This is a genomic window from Streptomyces sp. NPDC055254, assembly GCF_053606025.1.
Genome location: NZ_JBSGQV010000043.1, coordinates 1 through 21795, shown reverse-complemented (window position 1 = coordinate 21795; position 21795 = coordinate 1). Strand labels below are relative to the sequence as shown.

Annotated in this window: 22 protein-coding genes; 8 read left to right on the top strand and 14 right to left on the bottom strand. The window is 73.1% G+C overall.

Annotated features, from left to right (window positions below):
- Positions 1 to 69 precede the first annotated feature (69 nt).
- From ACWFQ8_RS28720 to ACWFQ8_RS28675, 10 genes are read right to left on the bottom strand one after another with little or no spacing between them, the layout of a single operon-like run.
- On the bottom strand, positions 70 to 756 hold the full coding sequence (locus ACWFQ8_RS28720; RefSeq protein WP_453789184.1) for a response regulator: 687 nt from the start codon (positions 754 to 756) through the stop codon (positions 70 to 72).
- A complete protein-coding gene (locus ACWFQ8_RS28715) occupies positions 753 to 2015 on the bottom strand; it encodes a sensor histidine kinase (RefSeq protein ID WP_453789183.1) in 1263 nt (420 codons plus the stop codon). Before ACWFQ8_RS28715 ends, ACWFQ8_RS28720 begins: the two co-directional genes overlap by 4 nt.
- Positions 2016 to 2018: 3 nt before the next feature.
- Positions 2019 to 2909: a DUF5936 domain-containing protein gene (locus ACWFQ8_RS28710; protein WP_453789217.1), complete on the bottom strand. Its 891-nt coding sequence runs from the start codon at positions 2907 to 2909 to the stop codon at positions 2019 to 2021.
- A 13-nt stretch (positions 2910 to 2922) separates the two neighbouring features.
- A complete protein-coding gene (locus ACWFQ8_RS28705; protein WP_453789182.1) occupies positions 2923 to 3861 on the bottom strand; it encodes a type II secretion system F family protein in 939 nt (312 codons plus the stop codon).
- Complete coding sequence (locus ACWFQ8_RS28700) at positions 3858 to 5204, bottom strand: CpaF family protein (RefSeq protein WP_453789181.1); 1347 nt, start codon at positions 5202 to 5204, stop codon at positions 3858 to 3860. Before ACWFQ8_RS28700 ends, ACWFQ8_RS28705 begins: the two co-directional genes overlap by 4 nt.
- 7 nt (positions 5205 to 5211) lie before the next feature.
- Positions 5212 to 5604: a TadE family protein gene (locus ACWFQ8_RS28695; RefSeq protein WP_453789180.1), complete on the bottom strand. Its 393-nt coding sequence runs from the start codon at positions 5602 to 5604 to the stop codon at positions 5212 to 5214.
- 1 nt (position 5605) lies between these two features.
- The gene (locus ACWFQ8_RS28690; protein ID WP_453789179.1) at positions 5606 to 6016 is read right to left on the bottom strand and encodes a TadE/TadG family type IV pilus assembly protein; all 411 of its coding nucleotides are present in this window, start codon (positions 6014 to 6016) and stop codon (positions 5606 to 5608) included.
- 3 nt (positions 6017 to 6019) lie between these two features.
- Positions 6020 to 7270 carry an AAA family ATPase gene (locus ACWFQ8_RS28685; protein ID WP_453789178.1) on the bottom strand — a complete coding sequence of 417 codons (1251 nt, stop codon included), beginning with the start codon at positions 7268 to 7270 and terminating at the stop codon, positions 6020 to 6022.
- Positions 7271 to 7277: 7 nt separating this feature from the next.
- Positions 7278 to 7979 (bottom strand): Flp pilus assembly protein CpaB, encoded by a 702-nt coding sequence (gene cpaB, locus ACWFQ8_RS28680; RefSeq protein ID WP_453789177.1) that lies wholly within the window; start codon positions 7977 to 7979, stop codon positions 7278 to 7280.
- Positions 7980 to 8030: 51 nt separating this feature from the next.
- The gene (locus tag ACWFQ8_RS28675; RefSeq protein ID WP_453789176.1) at positions 8031 to 8909 is read right to left on the bottom strand and encodes a hypothetical protein; all 879 of its coding nucleotides are present in this window, start codon (positions 8907 to 8909) and stop codon (positions 8031 to 8033) included.
- A gap of 410 nt (positions 8910 to 9319) precedes the next feature.
- Between ACWFQ8_RS28675 and ACWFQ8_RS28670 the strand changes: the two genes are divergently transcribed.
- Complete coding sequence (locus tag ACWFQ8_RS28670; RefSeq protein ID WP_453789175.1) at positions 9320 to 11011, top strand: chitinase; 1692 nt, start codon at positions 9320 to 9322, stop codon at positions 11009 to 11011.
- A gap of 125 nt (positions 11012 to 11136) precedes the next feature.
- Positions 11137 to 12471: a M14 family metallopeptidase gene (locus ACWFQ8_RS28665; RefSeq protein WP_453789174.1), complete on the top strand. Its 1335-nt coding sequence runs from the start codon at positions 11137 to 11139 to the stop codon at positions 12469 to 12471.
- Positions 12472 to 12525: 54 nt separating this feature from the next.
- On the opposite strand, the gene ACWFQ8_RS28660 is transcribed toward ACWFQ8_RS28665, so the two are convergent.
- Together ACWFQ8_RS28660 and ACWFQ8_RS28655 are read right to left on the bottom strand one after the other, a co-directional pair.
- A complete protein-coding gene (locus tag ACWFQ8_RS28660) occupies positions 12526 to 12936 on the bottom strand; it encodes a RidA family protein (RefSeq protein WP_453789173.1) in 411 nt (136 codons plus the stop codon).
- The gene (locus ACWFQ8_RS28655; protein ID WP_453789172.1) at positions 12933 to 13718 is read right to left on the bottom strand and encodes an IclR family transcriptional regulator; all 786 of its coding nucleotides are present in this window, start codon (positions 13716 to 13718) and stop codon (positions 12933 to 12935) included. The genes ACWFQ8_RS28660 and ACWFQ8_RS28655 overlap by 4 nt, the downstream gene beginning before the upstream one ends.
- A gap of 203 nt (positions 13719 to 13921) precedes the next feature.
- Here ACWFQ8_RS28655 and ACWFQ8_RS28650 point away from each other — a divergent pair, with 203 nt between their 5' ends.
- The 3 genes from ACWFQ8_RS28650 to ACWFQ8_RS28640 are packed head-to-tail and all read left to right on the top strand — an operon-like array spanning position 13922 to position 17829.
- Positions 13922 to 15217, top strand: a complete 1296-nt coding sequence (locus tag ACWFQ8_RS28650) for an alanine racemase (protein WP_453789171.1) — start codon at positions 13922 to 13924, stop codon at positions 15215 to 15217.
- A gap of 9 nt (positions 15218 to 15226) precedes the next feature.
- Positions 15227 to 16804, top strand: a complete 1578-nt coding sequence (locus ACWFQ8_RS28645; RefSeq protein WP_453789170.1) for an N-acyl-D-amino-acid deacylase family protein — start codon at positions 15227 to 15229, stop codon at positions 16802 to 16804.
- A 17-nt stretch (positions 16805 to 16821) separates the two neighbouring features.
- Positions 16822 to 17829 (top strand): YdcF family protein, encoded by a 1008-nt coding sequence (locus ACWFQ8_RS28640; protein ID WP_453789216.1) that lies wholly within the window; start codon positions 16822 to 16824, stop codon positions 17827 to 17829.
- A 163-nt stretch (positions 17830 to 17992) separates the two neighbouring features.
- Here ACWFQ8_RS28640 and ACWFQ8_RS28635 read toward each other — a convergent pair whose 3' ends face one another.
- Positions 17993 to 19336 (bottom strand): carbohydrate-binding protein, encoded by a 1344-nt coding sequence (locus ACWFQ8_RS28635; RefSeq protein WP_453789169.1) that lies wholly within the window; start codon positions 19334 to 19336, stop codon positions 17993 to 17995.
- A 191-nt stretch (positions 19337 to 19527) separates the two neighbouring features.
- On the opposite strand from ACWFQ8_RS28635, the gene ACWFQ8_RS28630 reads away from it, so the two are divergent.
- Together ACWFQ8_RS28630 and ACWFQ8_RS28625 are read left to right on the top strand one after the other, a co-directional pair.
- A complete protein-coding gene (locus ACWFQ8_RS28630) occupies positions 19528 to 19713 on the top strand; it encodes a hypothetical protein (protein WP_362047664.1) in 186 nt (61 codons plus the stop codon).
- 140 nt (positions 19714 to 19853) lie between these two features.
- The gene (locus tag ACWFQ8_RS28625; RefSeq protein WP_453789168.1) at positions 19854 to 20183 is read left to right on the top strand and encodes a peptidylprolyl isomerase; all 330 of its coding nucleotides are present in this window, start codon (positions 19854 to 19856) and stop codon (positions 20181 to 20183) included.
- Here the strand turns inward: ACWFQ8_RS28625 and ACWFQ8_RS28620 are convergent.
- Entirely contained in the window at positions 20066 to 21109 is a 1044-nt protein-coding gene (locus tag ACWFQ8_RS28620) for a LysR family transcriptional regulator (protein ID WP_453789167.1), read from the bottom strand. The two genes, ACWFQ8_RS28625 and ACWFQ8_RS28620, sit on opposite strands and share 118 nt — an antisense overlap.
- 107 nt (positions 21110 to 21216) lie before the next feature.
- On the opposite strand from ACWFQ8_RS28620, the gene ACWFQ8_RS28615 reads away from it, so the two are divergent.
- Positions 21217 to 21663: a nitroreductase/quinone reductase family protein gene (locus ACWFQ8_RS28615; protein WP_453789166.1), complete on the top strand. Its 447-nt coding sequence runs from the start codon at positions 21217 to 21219 to the stop codon at positions 21661 to 21663.
- Positions 21664 to 21795 lie beyond the last annotated feature (132 nt).

Sequence of the window (21795 nt, the reverse complement as noted above, 5' to 3'; positions counted from 1 at the left end):
CGGTACGGCGGTGCACCAGCAGGTGCAAAGGGTCCCGGGGCCCAATTACGGACCCACTGCGCATCCCGTCTACCCATGACCGGCCACCCCCGGACGGGCGGTTCCCAGCCAACGGGCTATCGCCTCGCTGCGCGTGGCGCTCTGGAGCTTCGCGAAGATGCGGTTGATGTGGTTCTTGACCGTCTTCTCGCTGATGAAGCAGGTGGCTGCGATCTGCTGGTTGCTCATCCCGGACGCGATGAGATCCATGACCTCCTCCTCACGCGAACTGAGCCCGAACACTCTGTGGTTGGGAAGGCGCTCCGAAGACTGTGCCACAGTTCGTTGCGGATGCGAAGAGGACCGGAGTTCCGCGAGGACCGCACTCGCCGCCGTGGGGCTGAAATGTGCCCGTCCCGCGCGGACGTCGCGGACCGCGGTGACGAGCTGGTCGGGCGTGAACTCGCCGTGGACCAGGTAGCCGCCCGCGCCGAGCAGCAGGGCTTCCCGGACGATGTCCGACTCCTGGTTGTACGTCAGCATCAGGACCGGCGCGAGCTGGACGAGGTGGGGCAGTGCCGAGATGCCGTCCACGCCCGGCATGCGGACGTCGAGCAGGACCACGTCGGGGGTGTGCAGCCGGGTCAGGTGGAGGGCCTCGCGGCCGTCCGAGGCCTGGGCCGTCACCTCGATGTCCGCAGCGGTGGACAGCAGGGCCGCCAGGCCCGCCCGGACGACCGGGTTGTCGTCGGCGATCAGGACGCGCAGTGGCATCACGCCCCCCTCTCCGTGGTGAGGGCCGCGAGCGGCAGGGTGAGGCGGACCCGGGTGCCCGGGCCGGCGGGGCGGGCGCCGATGCGGATGCGGGCGCCGATCGCGGTGGCGCGTTCCGTCATGCCCAGCAGGCCGAAGCGGCCCGCGCCGTGGAGGGCGGGGAGGTCGATGTCCCCGCGCAGCCCCCGGCCGTCGTCTTCGACCGTCAGCAGCAGGTCGGTGTCGGCGGCGGCGACCTCGACGGTGATCCGCGAGGCGGCCGCGTGCCGGCGGGCGTTCTCCACCGCCTCCGCGGCCACGGCCAGCAAGTGGCGTGCCACGGGCGAGGGCACTACGGGGAGGATGCCCGGCGTCCGCAGGTGGAGTGCCGGAGCGCCGGGGGCGGCGCAGGGGGCGGCGGCGAAGCGGGCGCGGAGTTCGCCCGCCAGGCAGACCCCCGGCGCGTCCGCGTCCCGTCGCAGGTCCGCCAGGACCTCCCGGGACTCCGCGGCCGCCCTGCGGGCCGCGCCCGCGACCAGCTCGGCCTGCCGGCGTACCGCGGCGGGGTCCCCGGTGCGTGCCAGGGCTTCGGCGGCCAGGGCCAGGCCGTGCAGGGTCTTGGAGACCGAGTCGTGCATCTCCCGGGCCAGGTGCTCCCGTTCGGCCCGGACCGCTTCGGCCACGGCCGACCGGGCCCGGGTGTCCGTCAACGTCTGGCCGGCCGTCCCGACCCGGAAGAGGAGGTCCCGCAGGCAGGTCCCGGCGGCGCCCGCTAGGAGGCAGAGCGCCGCCGGCACCAGCGCCCCGGCGGCCCCCTGTCCCATGCCGGCCACCACGGCCGCCTGGGCGACCGCGTACACCGCCGCTCCGCGTCGGCCGTGGACCAGCCCGGCCAGGAGCGGGACGCACACCGAGACGAAGCCGAGCGGCGACTCGGGTGTGGCGGTGGCCAGCAGCGCCGTGCCGAACGCCATGTCCACGGCCAGCAGCCAGCGGTGGCGCGGCAGCAGGGGTCCGAACCGCCCCCCGTCGCGGTAGAGGACGTAGGAGAGCATGGAGGTGAGCAGGATCGCCCCGCCCACCAGGTACACCGGGGCTCCGCCCGCCGCGCGTCCGAGGGCCAGGGGCGCGCCGAGCGCGATCATCACGAGGCGGAACGCGCACACCTGGCGGCACAGCGCCTGTACGGCGTTGGCGTGGATGGCGAGCGGCGGCCGGGTTCCGGGTGCCGCCGCGGTCCGGCCGCGCGCCGTGAGCGTCCCGGGGTCCAGCGAGGTGGCCATGGCTCACCCGCCCCCGAACAGGGCGCCGAAGTCGACGTTCGCGCCGTACACGAATCCGCCGATCAGCAGGATCATGGTGCCGGGCAGCATGAACATCGTCACGGCGAGGGTGGCTTTCGGTACGGCGCGGGCGGCGCGGCGGCGGGCGTTCTGGGCGTCGGTGCGGCGCATGTCCTCGGCGATCGCGATCAGTGTCTCGACGATCGGGGAGCCCAGTTCCTCACCCTGCTGGAGCGCGGTGACGAACTGCGCCACCTGCTCGGAGTCGTTGCGTCGGCGCAGTTCGTCGAAGGCCTGACGGCGACTGACGCCCATGGTCATCTGCTGGAGGGTGATCCGGATCTCGTCGGACCACGGCCCCTCGTACTTGTCCGCGACGCGCTCCAGCGCCGGCCGGAAGCCGAGGCCGGCGCTCACCACCACCGCGAGGACGTCCAGGAAGTCGGGCAGGGTCCGCTCGATGTGGTCGCGCCGGATCCGGATCGCCGACCAGAGGCCGGCCTCGATCCAGAACAGGCCGAAGGCGACCATGAGCAGGGCCAGTACGAGCTGTCCGTTGAGCAGCATCGAGACGGCGCCGAGCCCGCCCAGGAAGGCGTAGACGGCGCGGCGCGCGGCGTAGCGGTCGATCGTGAGGCCGGAAGGGTTGCCGGCGGTGTCGATCTGGCGGCGTTTGCGTGCCACCCGGTCGGGGCCCATCAGGCGCAGGACGAGGGGCGCGTAGCGGATGCCGGCCCGGTCGACGAGCGAGCCGACGGCCGTGGTGCGGGTGGCTCCGACCTCCAGGGCCAGGGCGAGATCGGTCGGGAGTTTGATGTCGGCGCGGTAGAGCCGGATGCCGTGGAAGACGCCGAACACCGATGCGGCGAGGGCCAGGGCCAGGAGCAGCGCGATCACACCGGCCTCCTCAGACGTCGATCTTGGACAGGCGGCGGATGAGGACGAAGCCGACCGCGAAGAGTCCGAGCGCGACGAGGACGGCGCTCTGCCCGACGACGGAGCCGGTCATGCGGTCCAGGGCGCCCGGCATCATCGAGTCCACGAGCAGCAGCGAGCCGAGGCCGAGTACGGGGACCAGGTACGCCGTCACGGTCACCTGGGACAGCTGCGTACGGATCTCCCGCCGGGTCTCCTTGCGCTGCTCCAGTGTCACCGTGAGGTTGCGCAGGCTGTCCACGATGGCGCCGCCCGCGCGGGCGGACAGGACGAGCGTGGAGACGAGGACGACCAGTTCCCGGGACGGGAGGCGGTCGGCGATCTCGCCGAGCGCCTCCTCGATGGAGTGCCCCACCGCGAGCCGGTCGGCCACCCGGGCCAGTTCCTCGCCGGCGGGGGCTTCGAGCTCCTCGGCGGCCATGCCGATGGCCGTGCGCAGGGCCAGGCCGGCCTGGGTCGCGTTGGCGAGGATGCGGGCCAGGTCGGGGAGCTGGTTGACGAAGCGGTCGGTGCGCCGGGCCCGCTGCCAGTTGAGGAAGGCGTTCGCCGCCCACAGGCCGATCAGGCCGGCCACCGGGCCGAAGAAGGGGGCCAGGAAGGAGGAGGCGACGAGCCATATGCCGGCGACGGTGGCGATCATGTACACGAAGAACTCGCCGACGGTCAGGTCCAGGCCCGTCACCGCGAGTTTGAGCCCGATGCGGCGGCCGAGCGCGGTCGTGCGCAGCCGCCGGTCCACCGACTGGAAGCGGCGCCTGCGGCCGGGGGCCTCGGGGGCGCCGCTGGCCGTGAGGCGTTCGATGAGCGCGGCGCGCTGGGCGCGGCCCGCCGCGTACGCGCGCAGGCCGAGGACCACGAGTACGCAGGCCAGCAGCGTGGCGCCGAGGGTGAGCAGGATCAGTGGGTTCACAGGGCGGTCCGGGTGATGCGGGCGGTGAGCGGGTCGTCGGGCAGCGCGACCCCGAAGGCCTGCGGGATCGGCTGATTGTTCATGTAGAGGCGGTCGGCGATCCGGCGCGGCAGCGGGTAGTACTCGAAGCGGCCGTGGACGCGCCCGTCCGCCGCCATCGGCTGGGCCGCGAAGCGGCAGACGGTGGTGATCCGGAACGGCTCGCGGCCGTGGGACTCCAGGACGGAGATGTCCGTGACGCGGCGCGAGCCGTCGCCGAAGCGGGTGAGCTGGACGACGACGTTGACGGCGCTGTTGATCTGGTCCTGGAGTGCCTCGAAGGGGATCTCGACCTCCGACATGGAGGCGAGGGTCTGCAGGCGCATCAGGGCGTCCGTGGAGCTGTTGGCGTGCACGGTGGCGAGCGAGCCGTCGTGGCCGGTGGACATGGCTTGGAGCATGTCGAGGGTCTCGCCGCCGCGGACCTCGCCGACGATGATGCGGTCGGGGCGCATGCGCAGGGAGTTGCGTACGAGGTCGCGGATGGTGATCTGGCCCTTGCCCTCCACGTTGGGCGGGCGGGATTCGAGGCGGATGACGTGCGCTTGCTGGAGCTGGAGCTCGGCCGAGTCCTCGATGGTGATGATGCGCTCGCCCTCCGGGATGAGTCCGGACAGGGCGTTGAGGAGGGTGGTCTTGCCGGTGCCCGTGGCGCCGGAGACGATCAGGTTCATCTTGGCCGCGACGAGTCCCGACAGCAGCAGGAGCATCTGCTCGTCGAGCGTGCCGAGGCCGATCATCTCGTGCAGGGTGAAGGCGCGCGGGAAGCGGCGGATGGTGAGCGTCGCGCCGGTCAGGGAGAGCGGCGGGATGATGACGTTGACGCGCTCGCCGCTGGGCAGGCGGGCGTCGACCATGGGATTGGCCTCGTCCACCCGGCGGTTGACGGTGGAGACGATGCGCTCGATGGTCTGCATCAGCTGGTCGTGCGAGGCGAAGCGCAGCGGGAGCTGTTCCACCCGGCCGGCCCGCTCGACGAAGATCTGGTCCGGGCCGTTGACCATGATCTCGGAGATGGAGGCGTCTTCGAGGAGCGGTTCGAGCACCCCCAGGCCGAGGGCCTCGTCGACCACGCGCCGGATCAGCTGCGCGCGCTCGACGGTGGACAGGACGGGTCCCTCGCGGCTGATGATGTGGCCCAGTACCCGCTCCAGGCGCGCCCGGCGCTCCGCGGGTGCGAGGGCCGACATCTCGGCGAGGTCGATCTCCTCCAGCAGTTTGGTCCGGTACGAGGAGACCAGGCGGCCGTCCTCGCGGGGGTTGTGGCGGTCGTCGGGGGTGTTGACCCGGGAACGCAGGCTCATGGTCCGGTCACCTCGGGTCGTCGTCGGGCATGATGGCGGTCCGCTCGGCCCGGCCGTCGCCGACGCCGGGCACGATGGATTTGATCCGGATGGTCACCGTCACCCTGACGGTGTCCCCGGGCTTGCTGATGTCGATGGTCGTGCGGCTGCCGAGGTCCCCGCGGATCGCCGCCAGACCCGCCGCCCGTCCCGCGTCGGGCTCGCGGGCCTCCACGCGGGCGGCGGTGCGCGCCGCCGTGCCGGCCTGCTCCACCACGTACGCGGCCCAGCCCAGCTGGATGGCGCCGAGCGCGACGAGCATCAGGACGGGCAGGAACCCGAGGTACTCCAGGGCCACCTGGCCGCGGTCGCTGGCGGCGGCGGAGCGCCACTTCCGGTATCGGGGTCGGGGTCGGTTCATGTCACTCCTTCTCCTTCGCCGCTCCGCCGTGGCCGTCGATGCGCAGGCCGGTGTCGAGTCCGGGGACGAGCACGGGGACCCTCAGCGAGACCTCGGCCTTGTAGAGGTTGCCGTCCGGCCCGCAGCTGACGCGGACGCTCCAGGCGGACCCGATGTGCTCCTTGGCGGCGGCGTCGCACTCGCCGTCGCCGTGCACGGCTCCCGCGCGCGCCGCCTCGTCCGCCGCGTTGCCCGCCAGGGAGAAGGCGTAGCCGATCAGGACGCACTGCCAGACCGCGGCCACGAGCAGCAGGATCAGCGGCAGCATGCCGACGAACTCGATCGCGACCTGGCCCCGGTCCCGGCCGCGCGTGGTGCCGGTGCCGGTGCCGCGCCGGCGTACGGGTCCGCCTGCCGGTCCGCTCGCGGGCATCCCTCAGCCCTCCCGGCCGCGCCGTAGGCGGGCCACCGGGCCCGGGCCGCGCACCGCGAGGGCGGCGCCCGCCGCGTCCTGCGCCGCGGCGAGCAGACCCAGTTCGCCCGCCAGGGCCCACAGGGCCTGCTTCACCGTGGAGCGGTTGTCCAGGTCCTGGACCCGGCCGGCGTCCACCACCGCCTGGAGCTCCTTGAAGGCGGCCGGGACCGGGGTGCGGGTGGCACGCGTCTTGGTGATCTTCTCGATGAGGGCGGGCTGGATCTCGGTGTGCTTGCTCCAGCGGTTGACGACCATCGCGGTGTCCTCCGGTTTGCGCACCTGGAGCCGTTCCCACATCCGCACCAGCCGCTTCGCCGCCCGTACGGCGACCACGTCCGGGGTGGTGACCAGCACCGCCACGTCCGCCATCTCCACGGCGGCGGCGTTGGCGCCGGTCACCTGGGTGCCGCAGTCGATGACGACGAGCTCGTAGCGGCCGCGCAGGGCCGCCACGATGTGGCGGGCGGCCCGCTCGTCGACCTCCTCGCCGCGTTCGCCCTCGGCCGGTGCCAGCAGCAGCGCCAGCCCGCTGCGGTCCTCGTAGACCGCGTCCTGGAGGACCCGGGGCGAGATGTCCTGGATGCCGGCGAGGTCGACGACGGAGCGCCCGAACCGCACGTCGAGGTACGAGCCCACGTCGCCGGCCTGGAGGTCCATGTCGACGAGCGCCGTGCGCCGCCCCGAGGCCGCCGCGGCCAGCGCGAACTGGACGGCGGTGAAGGTGGTGCCCACGCCTCCCTTGGCCCCGGAGACGGTGACCACCCGTCCGCCCGGGCCGGCGGGAACGTCGGGGCCGCGCCCCAGGTGGCGGCGTACGCCCACGGACCACTGGGCGGCGGCCTGGACGCGGGCGGCGAGTTCCTCGTAGGCGAGCGGAATGCCGATCAGGCCCCGCGCCCCGGAGTCCATCGCGGCGGAGAACACGGCGGGGCCCGCGTCCGAGGAGACCAGTACGACGCCGACGGCCGGGAAGCGCAGGGCGACCTCCCGGATCAGCTCCAGGGCGGGCACCGGGCCGATCCGCTCGTGGACCAGGACGACCTCGGGGAGCTCGTCGATCGACCGCGCCGCCAGCCGGGCCAGGATGTCGAGCAGGGCGGTGGAGTCGGGCACCGGGCCGGCCGGCTCGGCGGCCGGGAGCCGGCCGATCAGGCCGATCAGGGCGCGGGCGGCGTCCGGGTCGCCGACCGCAGGGAGGATTCGGGTGGTCATCCGCGCCTCACCTGTCCCCGTCGAGGGTGTACGTGCGCTCGCCGGGGCCGGGCGCCGAGTCGGTGCCGGGGGCCACCAGGGCCAGCCGTACGTGTTCCGCGAAGGACTCGGCGTAGGCGACGCGCTGGGTGTCCTTGGTGTTCAGGGCGAACGTGATCGGGACGGCCTCGGCGGGGCCCTCCTTGTCGCTGTCCTTCTCCAGGGCGGTGAGCTTGCCGACGCCCAGCACCCGGGCGTTGGCGACGATGATCACCGACCGCGACGGGTCGGTGTCCTTGGCACCCTTGAAGGTGGCGATGATGTTGACCTTGGCACCGGAGGTGATCTTGCCGGCCACCCCGGTCGCCGCGTCGATCATGATGGCGATCTCCTGCTCGCCGGGCTGGAGCTGCGGCCGGTCGACGAACATGTCGCTCTGGAGCAGGGAGCCCTTCTTCAGGGTCGTCAGCGCGATCTTGTCCTTGAGCGCGCCGAGGTCGGTGACGGCGGTCTCGGACAGCCAGCGCCTGGGGACGGTGACTTCCTCGAACTGCGCGGCGGTCAGCGGGCCGTACGGCGCGATGTCGGCCCTGGCGCGGTAGGCGACGACCTCGGACCCGACCTTGGAGTTGACGTCGCCGATCACCACGAGCACCCCGGCGAAGGCCCCGAGGGCGCACAGGACCGACAGGAGCAGCAGGATGACGCCGCGGCGCTGGCGTGAGTTCATGGGCCGTACTACCTCGCCGTTCTTCGTTCGTTTCGTACGTTCGGGCCGGAGTCAGGGTCTGGATCGGGCGGTGCTCGCCGGCTGGGCCGGGGGCGGTGCGGTGAGCGGCGCGGCGCAGAAGCCGCAGCGGTCGCCGATGAGTTCCAGGCCGCACCAGCGGCACTCCTCGCGGCGGACCGAGGCGACGAGCTGGTGGAGGACGGACGGGTCGGGGATGCCGGCGGCGAACTCCACCAGCTTCGGCGTGCCCCACCAGCCGGGCGAGCCGGCCGGCAGCGGGTTCTCCATGACGCCCTGCACCTTCCAGGCAGGGGCGAGTTCGGCGGCGACCCAGTCGGAGGCGAGCTGGCCGCGGGCGAAGGTGAGGTGGGTGGCGAACTCGGGGCCGGCCGGCAGGGCGCCGCCCGCGTGGACACCCGTGGCGCCGAGCCGGGCGAGATGGGGCGCGGGGTGGGCGAGCACGGCGAACTGCGCGGCCGGCGACCAGGACCTGGCGTGCGCCTTGAGGCCGACCGGGACCCGGTCGAGCTTGGCAACCGAGCCCAGCAGGGCGCCGGCGTGGATGTAGTGGGAGAGCAGCCGGGCGGCGGCGGCCACGACCCCGGGGCTGAAGTCGCAGACGCTGAGCTGGCGCAGCTGGCGCACCAGCAGGGCGGTGGCGAGCGGCGGGAGGCCGGTGGGGAGGAGCGCGATCCGGTCGGTTTCCAGGATGGCCCGTACGGTGTGCAGCCGCTGGACGGTGGTGCGGGGCAGCCAGTCGGGCACGACGACCACCAGGTGGCCGTGGCGCTCCAGCAGGGCGCTCGTCTCGGCGAGCGCGCCCTCCAGGTCGAGCTCCTCGGGCGGATGCAGTACGGCGGCCCCCGGCGTGTGCCGGTCGGGGGCCGGAAGGATCAGATCGGCGCTGGTGACAGCGATGGCGGCCGGCACGCGAATCCCCCTGTTCACCCCATGACGCCGCGGTCGCCTTTCCCGGCTGCCGCCGGGAGGTCGCCCCGCTCGTCACGTGCCCACGACATGACCGTCCGGTGCCCGTCGCGCACGCGCACGCACGGCGCGAGCGCAAACGATCGACATCCCCGGCGACCGCCGGGAGGTGCCCCCACCCCTTGCTCCAGCACCATATCGGCGTCGTCCCTGACAGGGCAGGGCCTTGCCGATTCCCGTACCCGCGGGCACATGTCACAGGTGGTCAAAAACCCGGACAACAAGGATCGGGCAATCGGTCATTTCAAGCCACTTCGAAAAGAGCCTTGACAGGGAGATTGGTCTGGACCAACTTGGCTCCCGAGCACCCCACTTGCTCGCTCCACCCCCTTCCTCCCCCCACCGGAGCCCCAGTGAAACGCATACGCTCCCTCACCCTGCCGCTCGCCGCCGCCCTCGCCGCCGGCGGTCTGACCGCCCTCGCGACCGGTACGGCCCAAGCCGCGGACGTCAACGTGGTCCGCAACGGCGGCTTCGAGTCCGGTCTCGCCAACTGGTCCTGCTCCGCCGGAAGCGGAGCCTCCGTCGGCTCGCCCGTCCACTCCGGGGCCGGCGCCCTGCGGGCGACCCCGGCCGGTTCCGACAACGCGCGTTGCAGTCAGACCGTCACGGTCAAGCCGAACTCGACGTACACGCTGAGCACCCAGGTGCAGGGCAGCTACGTGTACCTCGGCGCGACCGGGACCGGCACCCAGGACGTGTCCACCTGGACCCCCGGCTCCGGCACAGGCTGGCAGAAGCTCTCCACCACCTTCTCCACCGGTCCGAACACCACCCAGGTCACCGTCTACACGCACGGCTGGTACGGCCAGCCCGCCTACGTCGTGGACGAGTTCAGCGTCTTCGGCCCCGACGGCGGCGGCGGAACCGACCCCGGTCCAGGCATCCCCGGCGCCCCCGCCGGGACCGCCGTTTCCGGCCAGAGCTCGACCGCACTCACCCTTTCGTGGAACGCCGTCGGCGGCGCCACCGGCTACCACGTCTACCAGGACGGCGTCCGGGTCCAGAGCGTCACCCCGGCCTCCGCCCAGATCACCGGACTCACCGCCGCCACCTCGTACTCCTTCCAGGTGAGCGCGTACAACGCCGCCGGCGAGGGCCCCCGGTCCGCCGCGGTCACGGGCACCACCACCGGCGGCGGCTCGGGTCCGAACCCCTCGGTCCCCAAGCACGCCCTGACCGGCTACTGGCAGAACTTCAACAACGGCGCGACCGTCCAGAGGCTCTCCGACGTCTCCGCGCAGTACGACATCATCGCCGTCTCCTTCGCCGACGCCACGCCGACGCCCGGCGCCATCGCCTTCAACCTCGACTCGGCCGGACTCGGCGGCTACACCGTCCCCCAGTTCAAGGCCGACATCGCCGCGAAGAAGGCCGCCGGCAAGTCCGTCATCCTCTCCATCGGCGGCGAGAAGGGCACGATCTCGGTCAATGACTCCGCCTCCGCGACCAACCTGGCGAACTCCGCCTGGGCGCTGATGCAGGAGTACGGCTTCACCGGCGTCGACATCGACCTGGAGAACGGCCTCAACCCGACCTACATGACGCAGGCCATGCGCTCGCTGTCGCAGAAGGCCGGCCCCTCCCTGGTCATCACCATGGCCCCGCAGACCATCGACATGCAGTCCACCCAGGGCGGCTACTTCAGGACGGCCCTGAACATCAAGGACATCCTGACCGTCGTCAACATGCAGTACTACAACAGCGGCTCGATGAACGGCTGCGACGGCAAGGTCTACTCCCAGGGCTCGGTGGACTTCCTCACCGCCCTCGCCTGCATCCAGCTGGAGGGCGGCCTCGACCCCTCCCAGGTGGGGATCGGCGTACCTGCCTCTCCCAGCGGCGCCGGCAGCGGCTACGTCTCCCCGACCGTCGTGAACAACGCCCTGGACTGCCTGGCCCGGGGCACGAACTGCGGGTCCTTCAAGCCGTCGAAGACCTACCCGGGCCTGCGCGGTGCGATGACCTGGTCGACCAACTGGGACGCCAAGGCGGGTCACGCCTGGTCCAACGCGGTGGGTCCCAAGGTCCACGCCCTGCCGTAGGCGGTAGGTGTGGGGGTGGCCGATTCGGGTCGGTCGGCACATCCGGTTCTTGACCGGGACATGCCACGAGAGCACGCTGTGCGCGTCCGCACGGCTACCCCCACACTCCCCACCCAGGAGAACGCATGCGGCTCCACACCCGCCGGAGGGCCGCCGTCACGGCGGCCCTGCTGGCACTCGCGCTGGGCGCACCCGCCTACGGCATGAGTGCCACGGCTTCCCCACCGGCCGTCCCCTCCACCGCCACCCAGGACGAGGCCGTCGTCCAGTACCGGATCCACGGCCCCTCCACGGTCGCCGACCGCACGGCGCTGCTCAGCACGGGCGTGTCCATCGACGAGGTGGACGACCACACCGTCGTCGTCAGCGCCGACCCCATGCAGGCCAGGGAACTGCGCGCGCGGGGCTACACGCTCACCGCCCTCCCCGGACCGCCGGACCGCTCCCTGCCCGGGATCGCGGCGGGCACCATGGACTTCCCCTCGGCGGACTCCAGGTACCACAACTACGCCGAGGCGAGCGCGGAGATCGACCAGCGCATCGCCCAGTACCCCGGCATCATGAGCAAGCGGGTCATCGGGAAGTCGTACCAGGGCCGCGACCTCTTCGCGATCAAGATCAGTGACAACGTCGCCACCGACGAGGCCGAGCCCGAGGTCCTCTTCACCGCGCACCAGCACGCGCGCGAGCACCTGACCGTGGAGATGGCCCTGTACCTGCTCAAGGAGTTCGGCGCCAAGTACGGCACGGAGTCCCGGGTCACCAACGCGATCAACAGCCGCGAGATCTGGATCATCCCGGACCTCAACCCGGACGGCGGCGAGTACGACATCGCCACCGGCTCCTACCGCTCCTGGCGCAAGAACCGCCAACCCAACTCCGGTTCCTCCTACGTCGGCACCGACCAGAACCGGAACTGGAACTACAAGTGGGGCTGCTGCGGCGGCTCCAGCGGCAGCAAGAGCTCCGAGACCTACCGGGGCACGGCTCCCGAATCGACGCCCGAGGTCAAGGTCGTCTCGGACTTCGTCCGCAGCCGGGTGGTCGGCGGCAAGCAGCAGATCAAGGCCTCGATCGACTTCCACACCTACAGCCAGCTGGTGCTGTGGCCCTTCGGCTGGACCTACAACGACACCGCGCCGGGGCTGACCGCCGACGACCTCGCCGTGTTCAAGAAGATCGGCACCAGCATGGCGGCGAGCAACGGCTACACCCCGGAGCAGTCGAGCGACCTGTACATCACGGACGGGACGATCGACGACTGGCTGTGGGGCAGCCAGAGGATCTTCGCCTACACCTTCGAGATGTACCCGGCCAGCTCGTCCGGCGGCGGCTTCTACCCGCCCGACGAGGTGATCGACCGCGAGACCTCCCGCAACAAGGAGGCGGTGCTCCAGCTGCTGGAGAACGCGGACTGCATGTACCGCTCGATCGGCAAGGAAGCGCAGTACTGCGTCTAGCCGCGGGCCTGTCCGGGGGCGCCCCACCGCCAGGGGGGCGCCCGTCGGCGCGCTTCAGCCCAGGACGGCGAGGGCGTCGATCTCGATGAGCAGCCCGGCCGGCAGGCCGACGTACACGGTGGTCCGGGCGGCGGGGGCCTCCTTGAGGCCCTGCTCCTCGAAGTAGGCGTTGTAGATGCCGTTCATCTCGGCGAAGTGCCCGGTGTCCGTGAGGTAGACGCGGATCATCATCACGTCGTCCCAGCCCGCGCCGCCGGCCTCCAGGACGGAACGGACGTTCTCCAGCGTCTGGAGGGTCTGCTCGCGCAGCGTCGGCCCCGCGGGCGTGGGCGGCCGGCCCTCGACGTGCGGCAGGAAGCCGACCTGGCCGGCCACCTGGAGGATGTTCCCCTTGCGCACGCCGTGCGAGAACCTCGCGGGCGGCGCGGTGTGCGTGTCGGGCGTGATGGCGGTCTTCTCGGTCACGGGGTGCCGTCCTTCGGTGCGGAGGGGGAATCGGGTCCGGATGCGGAGCCGGAGTACTCCCGGCTGATGGTGTCGGCGGTGCGCAGCACCTGGGGCAGCAGTTCCAGCAGCCCCTCGGCGCTGACGACCACGTTCGGCGCGGAGACGGACAGCGCGGCGGCGACCCGCCCGTCCGGGCCGCGTACCGGAGCCCCCAGGCAGTTGATGGACTCCTCGTGCCCGCCGAGGTCGGTGGCCCAGCCCCGTTCCCGTACGAGGTCCAGCTCGCGCAGGAACGCGGCGGCGTCCGGGGTCGAGCGGGCGGTGTAGCGCGGGTACTCCACGCGGTGGGCCAGGGCCAGGCGCTCGGGTTCGGGGAGGTCCGCGAGCAGCAGCTTGGCGACGGCGGCGACCGTGAGGGGCACGGGCTTGCCGATGCGGGAGTACATGCGGACGGGGTAGCGGCTGTCGACCTTGTCGATGTACACCACCTCGTCGTCCTGGTGCAGGGCCAGGTGCACGGTGTGACCGGTGGCCCGGTTCAGCTCGACGAGGTGCGGGTGCGCGATCTCCCGGACGTCGAGGTTCTCGACGGCTTCGGCGGCGAGCGCGAAGAGCTGCGCGCCGAGGCGGTAGCGGCCGTCGGGCTGGCGGTAGACGAAGCCGTGCTCGTGCAGGGTGCGGAGCAGGCGCAGCGCGGTGCTCTTGTGCACGCCGAGCTCCTCGGCCACCGCGCCGAGCCCGGCGGGCCCGCGGGCGAGCAGCGGCAGGATGGTGAGCGCGCGTTCCACCGACTGGCTCATGCGGTCCCTACCCGGGGGCTCATGCGGTCCCTTCCCGGCCGAATTCCGTCCCGCCGGCGATCGCGGCGCGGGTCCGGGGCGGCGCCCCGGCGGCGGAGCACACGTTGACCCGCCGTCACCCGGGATGTTAGACAGCATGCAGCGACACACGCAACGGCAGTTGCAGCCGACGCAACACACGCGCATCCCCGGGAGGCACCCGCATGGCCAGCGACCCCGTCAAGGCACTCGCCGACGAACCGGTCGACCACCGGTTCAAGGGCCTCCCCCCGGACGCCCAGACGCAGGGCCTCACCGTCGGCGCCTTGGCCGCACAGCGCCGGGACCTGTACACCGGTGGTTTCACCACCCCGGTGCTGACCCTCGACGCGGACGCGCTGGAGCACAACCTCGCCGCCCTCGGCAGCTACGCAGCCCGCCACGACCTCGCCTTCGCACCCCACGGCAAGACGTGCATGGCCCCCCAGCTCTTCCGCCGCCAGCTGGACCACGGCGCCTGGGGCATCACCGCCGCCGTTCCCCACCAGGTGCGCGTCTACCGCGCCTTCGGCATCCGGCGGATCTTCCTCGCCAACGAGCTCGTCGATCCCGCCGCCCTGCGCTGGGTCGCCGGCGAGCTCGCCGCCGACCCCGACTTCCGCTTCGTCTGCTACGTCGACTCCGTGCGCGGCGTCGAGCTGATGGACCGCGCCCTGCGCGGCGCGCCCGCCCGTGTCGACGTCGTCGTCGAGCTCGGCGCCGGCGAGGGTGCCCGTACCGGGGTCCGCACCGACGACGACTGCCGCGCCGTGGCCGATGCCGTGGCCGGGGCCGCCGCCCTGCGCCTCGTCGGCATCGCCGGGTACGAGGCCGAGGTCCCCGAGGCCGATCCGGCCCGCGTCCACGCCTACCTGCGCCGGCTCACCGCCCTCGCGGTCGAGTTCGACAAGGCCGGGCGGTTCGCCGCGGACCTGGAGGAGATCGTCGTCAGCGCGGGCGGTTCCGCCTGGTTCGACGCCGTCGCCGATGTCTTCGCCGAGCTCCCCGAGCTGTCCCGGCCCACCCTGCGGCTGCTGCGCTCCGGCGCGTACGTCTCGCACGACCACGGCTGGTACACCCGCCTGACACCCTTCAACCGGCACCCCGAGGAGGGCGCCCTGCGCCCCGCGTTCCGCCTCTGGACGCAGGTCGTCTCGCGCCCCTCCCCCACCCAGGCCTTCGTCAACGCCGGCAAGCGCGACATCGCCTACGACCTGGGCCTGCCCGAGGCCGAGCTGGTCCGCGGTGCCGACGCCGACGGGACCGGGACCGGGACCGAGCGACCCGCCACCGGCATCCGCGTGGTCAAGCTCTCCGACCAGCACGCCTGGCTGGAGACCGACTCCGCGGACGACGTTCGGGTCGGCGACTGGGTGGCGCTCGGCATGTCCCACCCGTGCACGATCTTCGAGAAGTGGCCGCTGATCCCGGTCGTGGAGGCCGACGGCACGGTCACCGACTACGTCCGCACCTTCTTCTAGGCCGCCGGCGTGGACCTGGTCATCCGCGGGGCCCGCGTCGTCGACGGCACGGGCGGGCCCTCGTACACCGCCGACGTGGGCGTCCACGAGGGCCGGATCGCCGCCGTCGGTGCGCTGCCGGGCGGGCGGACCACCCTCGACGCGCACGGCCTCGCGCTGGCGCCGGGCTTCGTCGACATGCACGCCCACAGCGACCTCGCCCTGCTCCGCGACCCGGACCACGCCGCGAAGGCCGCCCAGGGCGTGACCCTCGAAGTCCTGGGCCAGGACGGACTGTCGTACGCGCCCGCCGACGAGCGCACCCAGGGCGAGGTACGGGCCGCCGTCGCGGGCTGGAACGGCTCCGGCGAGGACATCGACTTCGACTGGCGCACGGTCGGCGAGTACCTCGACCGGCTGGACCGGGCGCACGGCGGCCGGGGCATCGCCGTCAACGCCGCCTACCTGGTCCCGCAGGGCACGGTCCGCGCGTACGCCGTCGGCTGGGACGACCGCCCCGCCTCGCCCGCGGAGCTGGACCGGATGCGGCGGCTGGTCGCCGAGGGACTGGCCCAGGGCGCCGTCGGCATGTCGTCCGGCCTCACCTACACGCCCGGCATGTACGCCTCCGGGAGCGAACTGACCGAGCTCTGCCGGGTGGTGGCCCGGTACGGCGGCTACTACTGCCCCCACCACCGCTCGTACGGCCGGGGCGCGCTGGACGCCTACGCCGAGATGATCCGGCTGACCCGCGAAGCCGGCTGCGCGCTGCACCTCGCGCACGCCACCATGAACTTCGGCGAGAACGAGAACCGCGCCCCCGAGCTGCTGGCCCTGCTGGACACCGCGCTGGCGGACGGCGCCGACCTCACCCTCGACAGCTACCCGTACACCCCCGGCTGCACCACGCTGGCCGCGCTGCTGCCGAGTTGGGCGAACGAGGGCGGTCCGGAGGCGGTCCTGGCCCGGCTGCGCGACGACGCCGTGGCGGAGCGGATCCGGTACGCGCTGGAGGTGGAGGGTGCGGACGGCTGCCACGGGGTCCCCGTGGACTGGTCGACCATCGAGATCTCGGGCGTCGGCGATCCCGCGTTCGCCGGACACGTCGGCACCCGTGTGGACGGCTGGGACACCGTCCGGCGGCTGCTGCTCGGCGACCGGCTCGCGCCCACCGTCCTCCAGCACGTCGGGCACGAGGAGAACGTCCGCGCGATCATGCGCCATCGCGTCCACACGGGCGGTTCGGACGGCATCCTGCAGGGCGCGAAACCCCATCCGCGCGCCTACGGCACCTTCCCGCACTACCTCGGCCACTACGTACGCGAGCTGGGCGTGCTCTCCCTGGAGGAGTGCGTCGCGCACCTCGCGGGCCGTCCGGCGGCGCGCCTGCGGCTGCCCGACCGGGGGCTGGTGCGGGTCGGGCACCGCGCCGACCTGGTCCTCTTCGACCCGCTGACGGTCGCGGCCGGATCGACGTACGAGCATCCGCGCGCGCTGCCCACCGGGATCCCGCACGTGCTGATCGACGGACGCTTCGTCATACGGGACGGGCGCCGGACGGACGTGCTCGCCGGGCGCTCCGTACGCCGTACTCCCGTTCCTGTATGACATTTACGATGGTCGGCATGGTCGCCTTCGCCGTTCCCGCCCTGTTCTTCCTGGCCTTCTGCGTCAGCGCGCTAAAGGACCGCCGCCGCTTCCGCAACGCCGTGCTGTTCGGGCTGACCTTCACCACCCTGTCCTTCGCACTGCTGCTCCAGGTGGCCGAGCTGCCGCACTGGGCGGCCATGACCGTGGTCCTGCTCGTCTTCGCCGTCCCCACCCTGGGCATCCTGGCGCTGGGCGTGTTCCTCGTCGGCAACGGCGTGACGATGGTCCGCAAGGAGGGCGGCCGCCCGCCGAACCTGCTGTCGCTGGTCGCGGGGCTCGGCATCTTCGGCATGATCGCGCTGCTGCTCCTGGTGGGCCGGTTCGGCTCCACCGTCGCGAACGGCGTCACCGCCACCCTCACCCTGGTCGTCGCCTACGTCTCCTTCGTCTTCCTGTGCTTCCTCGGGTACGCCTACCTCTACGGCCGGATCAAGGTCCGCGGCGACGTCGACTACGTGGTGCTGCTGGGCTCGGGCCTGGTCGGCGGGGACCGGGTCCCGCCGCTGCTGGCCTCGCGGCTGCGCAAGGGGCAGCAGATCTACGAGGCGCAGCTGGCCCGGAGCGGCCGGCCGCCGGTGCTCCTCGCCTCGGGCGGCAAGGGCTCGGACGAGAGGGTGCCCGAGGCCCGGGCGATGGCGGACTGGCTGATCGAACGGGGCGTTCCGGCGGAGCACGTCCAACTGGAGGACCGGTCCCGCACGACGGAGGAGAACATGCTGTTCTCCCGGGAGCTGATGCTGGCGGACCACCCGGGCTACCGGTGCGTGGTGGTCACCAACAACTTCCACGCCTTCCGGGCCGCGATGATGGCCCGCAAGGCCGGGGTCGACGGACAGGTGCTGGGTTCGCCGACGGCGCGGTACTTCTGGCCGAGCGCCACCATCCGGGAGTTCGTCGCGGTGTTCTGGGAGCACCGGACCGTGAACCTCGGGATCTGCGGGCTGCTGGTGGCCCTCGGCGCGGTGGTCACGGCCCTGGCCTGAACCGGCGCCGGGGCCCGTACCGGCCCGTACCCGCGGCCGCGAGCTGCGGCCGGGCCGGGGGCCCGTACCCCGAGCCCCGTACCCGCGGCCGGTGCGCGGGGGGTGCCGCGACTCCCCCCTCGGCAGTCGCGGCACCCCGGCCGCTCCGTCCGGACCGCGGCCGTTACAGGCGCTGCCAGAGCGCCGGCACGTTCGGCGGCTCCCAGCCCGTCTGCGCCTGGTGGCCCTGGATGCAGCGGTAGCTCGCACCGCCGTAGGTGACGGTGGCGCCCGCCGCGTAGACGCTGCCCGCCTTCCAGGTGCCGCCCGGCTCGGGGTCACCGGGGCCGGGGCCGGGACCGCCGCCGGCGACCTTGAGGGTCAGGCCGTACGCCGACAGGATCGGGTTCAGCGGCTGGAAGAAGGTCGTCCCGCCGCTGGAGCAGTTGCCCGAGCCGCCGGAGGTGACGCCCTGGGCCTGGCTGCCGGAGATGTACGAGCCGCCCGAGTCACCGGGCTCGGCGCAGACCGTCGTACGGGTCACTCCGGAGATGGTGCCCTCGGGATAGGTGACGCTGGTGTTGTGCTGCTGGATCGTCCCGCAGTGCCAGCCGGTGGTCGATCCGGAGCGGCACACCGAGGCCCCGACCGGCTGCAGCACCGAGCCCGTGACCTGGACGTTCGCACCTCCACTGCCCTTGACGTACGGGGTGGAGGCCCACTGGGCGTTCGCCGCCACCCAGGCCATGTCGCTGCCGGGGAAGACCGAGGCCTGGAAGGAGCCCTGGGCGACCTGGTTGAAGCCGCTGGTGGTGGTTCCGGGGCGGCCGCAGTGGCCTGCGGTGGCGAAGCCCTGGGTGGTCCCCTTGGTGACCGGGAAACCCACGGAGCAGCGGCCGCTGCCGTTCATGTAGTACGCGTCGCCGCCGCGCAGGTCGTACAGCGGGCGCGGGGCCTCGGCCGTGCGGATCACCGTGACCAGGGCCGCGTCGGTACCGGTGGCGGCCAGGAGGCCCGCCGCCGCGCCCGGCTCGGTCTCCTCGACGACGAGGGTGTTGGAGCGCGGGTCCACGTACCGCACGGGCGTCGCCGGTCCCGCCGCCCGGTCCAGGGCGGCCTTCACGGTGTCCAGGTCGGCCAGGGCGTGCGGGACCACTGCCGGCCGGGCCCCGGCGGCCCGTATCGCGGCGATGTCGGCGGCCCGGGTGGTGGCCACGGTCAGGGTGGCGGCGTCGGCGCCGTCCACCCGGGCCCCGGCGAAGGCGTGGCCGAGCCGGGCCTGGAGGCGGGCGGCGGTGGCTCCCGCCTCGGCCTCGCGGGCGAGCCGGGTCCTGGCCTGCGCGGGGGTCAGCCCGAGGTCGCGCCGCATGGCGGTGAGCAGCTCGGCCGGGGCCTCGGCGGTGCGCAGGGTGATCGCCGCGGACGGGGCGGCGGGGTCGGAGTCGGCGAGGGCGCCGCCCGTCCCCGCGAGCAGCAGCCCGGCGGCGGCCAGGGCGGTACACGCCGCGCGGACGTGTCGCTTGAGCATGGGTGGTCTCCTCGGTTTCCGTGGGGGGTGGGGCGGGGTCTGCGGAAACCGTAGGAAGGCGAACCGGTCTGCGGGAGCTGCCGGTCGGCCCCTCCGCCGGTGATATGCCCGGGGCCGGGGCCCGGCCGAGGTGCGTTCATGGCCCGGTCGCCGGAGGATGGGGGCCAAGGGGGCAGAGGAGGAGGTACGCGATGGACAGTGAATCGGACCAGCAGCCCACCCGGTCGGACCGGCTCTTCACGGGCGGGGAGCGACCGTACGACCCCGAGGACCTCGTGATGGCGACCGGCCACGACCCGACTCCGGAGCGGGTCGAGAAGGCGCGCAAGCTGATCGAGAAGGAGGGCCCGCAGGTCATCGAGCGCTACCTGCCCTAGGGGCAGTGGCGGGCGATGGCGTGCGAGAACGCTGCTGTCGGCTCCGGCCGGGGTCGCACCCCGGGCCGGAGCACGGCCCTGCCGGGGCGTATACGAAGCTGGAAGGCACGTTTTGCCTCGGAAGGGACCGGACGGCCGACATGAACCAGGAGCCCACCCCGGCGCCGGTGGAGAACGAGGCGGCCAACGGCCTGAAGAACCTGAAGTACTCGGTCGCCATGGCCCGCACGAGCGCCCCGCACTCGGCGACCTCGCAGTTCTTCGTCAACACCGCGGACAACGCCTTCCTGGAGCACACCGCCCCGACGCCGGGCGGCTTCGGCTACGCCGTCTTCGGCGCCGTCACCGCGGGTCAGGACGTCGTGGACTCCATGGCCGGGGTCAAGACCGGCCGCGCGGGCGGGCACGCCGACGTTCCGGTCGTCCCGGTCGTCCCGGTCGTCATCGAGAAGGCCGAGCTGCTGGCCTGAGGCCGCGGCGCGCGGCCGGCCGACCGGGCCATCGCCTCCGCGTGCGCGGCCCGGGCCCGCGCCAGCACGTCGGCGGCCCGGGCCGCGGCTGGGGCCGCCGGATGCCAGCCCAGCAGGTGCCGCCAGACCAGCGGGGTCCCGGCGAGGGGCCGGGTGACCAGGCCCGGGGTGGCCGGGAAGGTGGCCCGGCACAGCCCGACGGCCCGCCCCACCTGCACCAGGTGCACACAGGAGGCGGTGTCGGTCTCGTAGACGCAGGCGGGCGTGAAACCGGCCCGTACGCAGGCGGCGGCGAAGCAGTCCCCGAAGCACCCGTCACCGGGCACGTCCGTCCACGCCTCGGCGGCCAGCTCGGCCAGCGCGATCTCGGCCCGCGGGGCCCGTGCCGGCGGATGGTCCTCGGCCAGCATCACGTGCACCGGATCGCGCGCCACCTCCGTCCAGGCGAGGCGGCCCGGCTCCGGGGGCGGGCTCTGCCCGCACACTCCGACGAGCGCGAAGTCCAGCCGCCCGTCGGCGACGCCCGCGGCGACCTCCCGCTCGGACCACGAGGTGTAGGTGGTGACCGGCGTCCCCGGTTCCCGCTGCGCGAGCCGGTCGACGAGCCCGCCGAGCAGCGGCCCGTGCGTCCCGCCGAGCCGGTACCCCGCCGCGCCCCGGCGGGCGAACCGCCGGGCGTCCTCCTGGAGTTCGTAGACGGCCGGCAGGACGACGCGCGCCCGCTCCAGCACCAGCTCTCCGAGCGCGGTGGCCCGTACGCCCTCCCGTCCGCGCACGAACAGCTCCCCGCCCAGCGCCCGCTCGACGCGCTTGAGCTGAGCGCTGAGCGCGGGCTGCGCGAGCCCCAGCGCGGTGGCGGCGCGGGTCAGGCTCCCGGCGCCGGCGACGGCCCTGACGATCTTGAGGTGCCTCAGCTCCAGATCCATACGACGAGCTTGGTCCAGACCTGCCGGCATGCGCTACGGGTCGGCCGCATCCAGAATCGATGAATGCTCGTTAGCCGCCCGGGGGCCACAACCCTAAGGACAGGTAAATGCACGCACTGGACGTCGACTGGGACCACCCCGTGGACCCGCGGCCCGGCCCGAGGCTCGACCACGTACGCGCCTACGTGAACAGCGCGGGCGCGGACGGGTACCTCTGGCACGGGGTCCCCACCCTCCTGCTCACCACGGTGGACCGGGTGAGCGGCCGCGCGGTCCGCACCCCGCTGATCTACACCGAGGACGGCGGCCGCTTCGTCGTCCTCGCCGCCGCCCACGGCGCCCCGGCCCACCCCGCCTGGTACCTGAACGTCACCTCCCACCCGGAGGTCCGCCTGCAGGTCGGGCCGGCCGTCCTCAAGGGCACGGCGCGTACGGCCACGGGGGCGGAGCGGGACACCTACTGGGAGGCCATGACGGCCCTGTGGCCCGCCTACGACGACTACCGGGCGGCGGCCGCGCCGCGCGAGATCCCGATGGTGATCATCGAGGCCTGACCGGGCGGCACACGCGTCCGGCCGCACGGGTCCCGGAGCCGGCAGAAACGGTTGTCCGGCGGGGGCGGCGGCGCGGCGCGGCGGGGCGCGGCAGCGCGGCGCCGCGCGGCGGCCCGCCGGTATGCCCCGCGC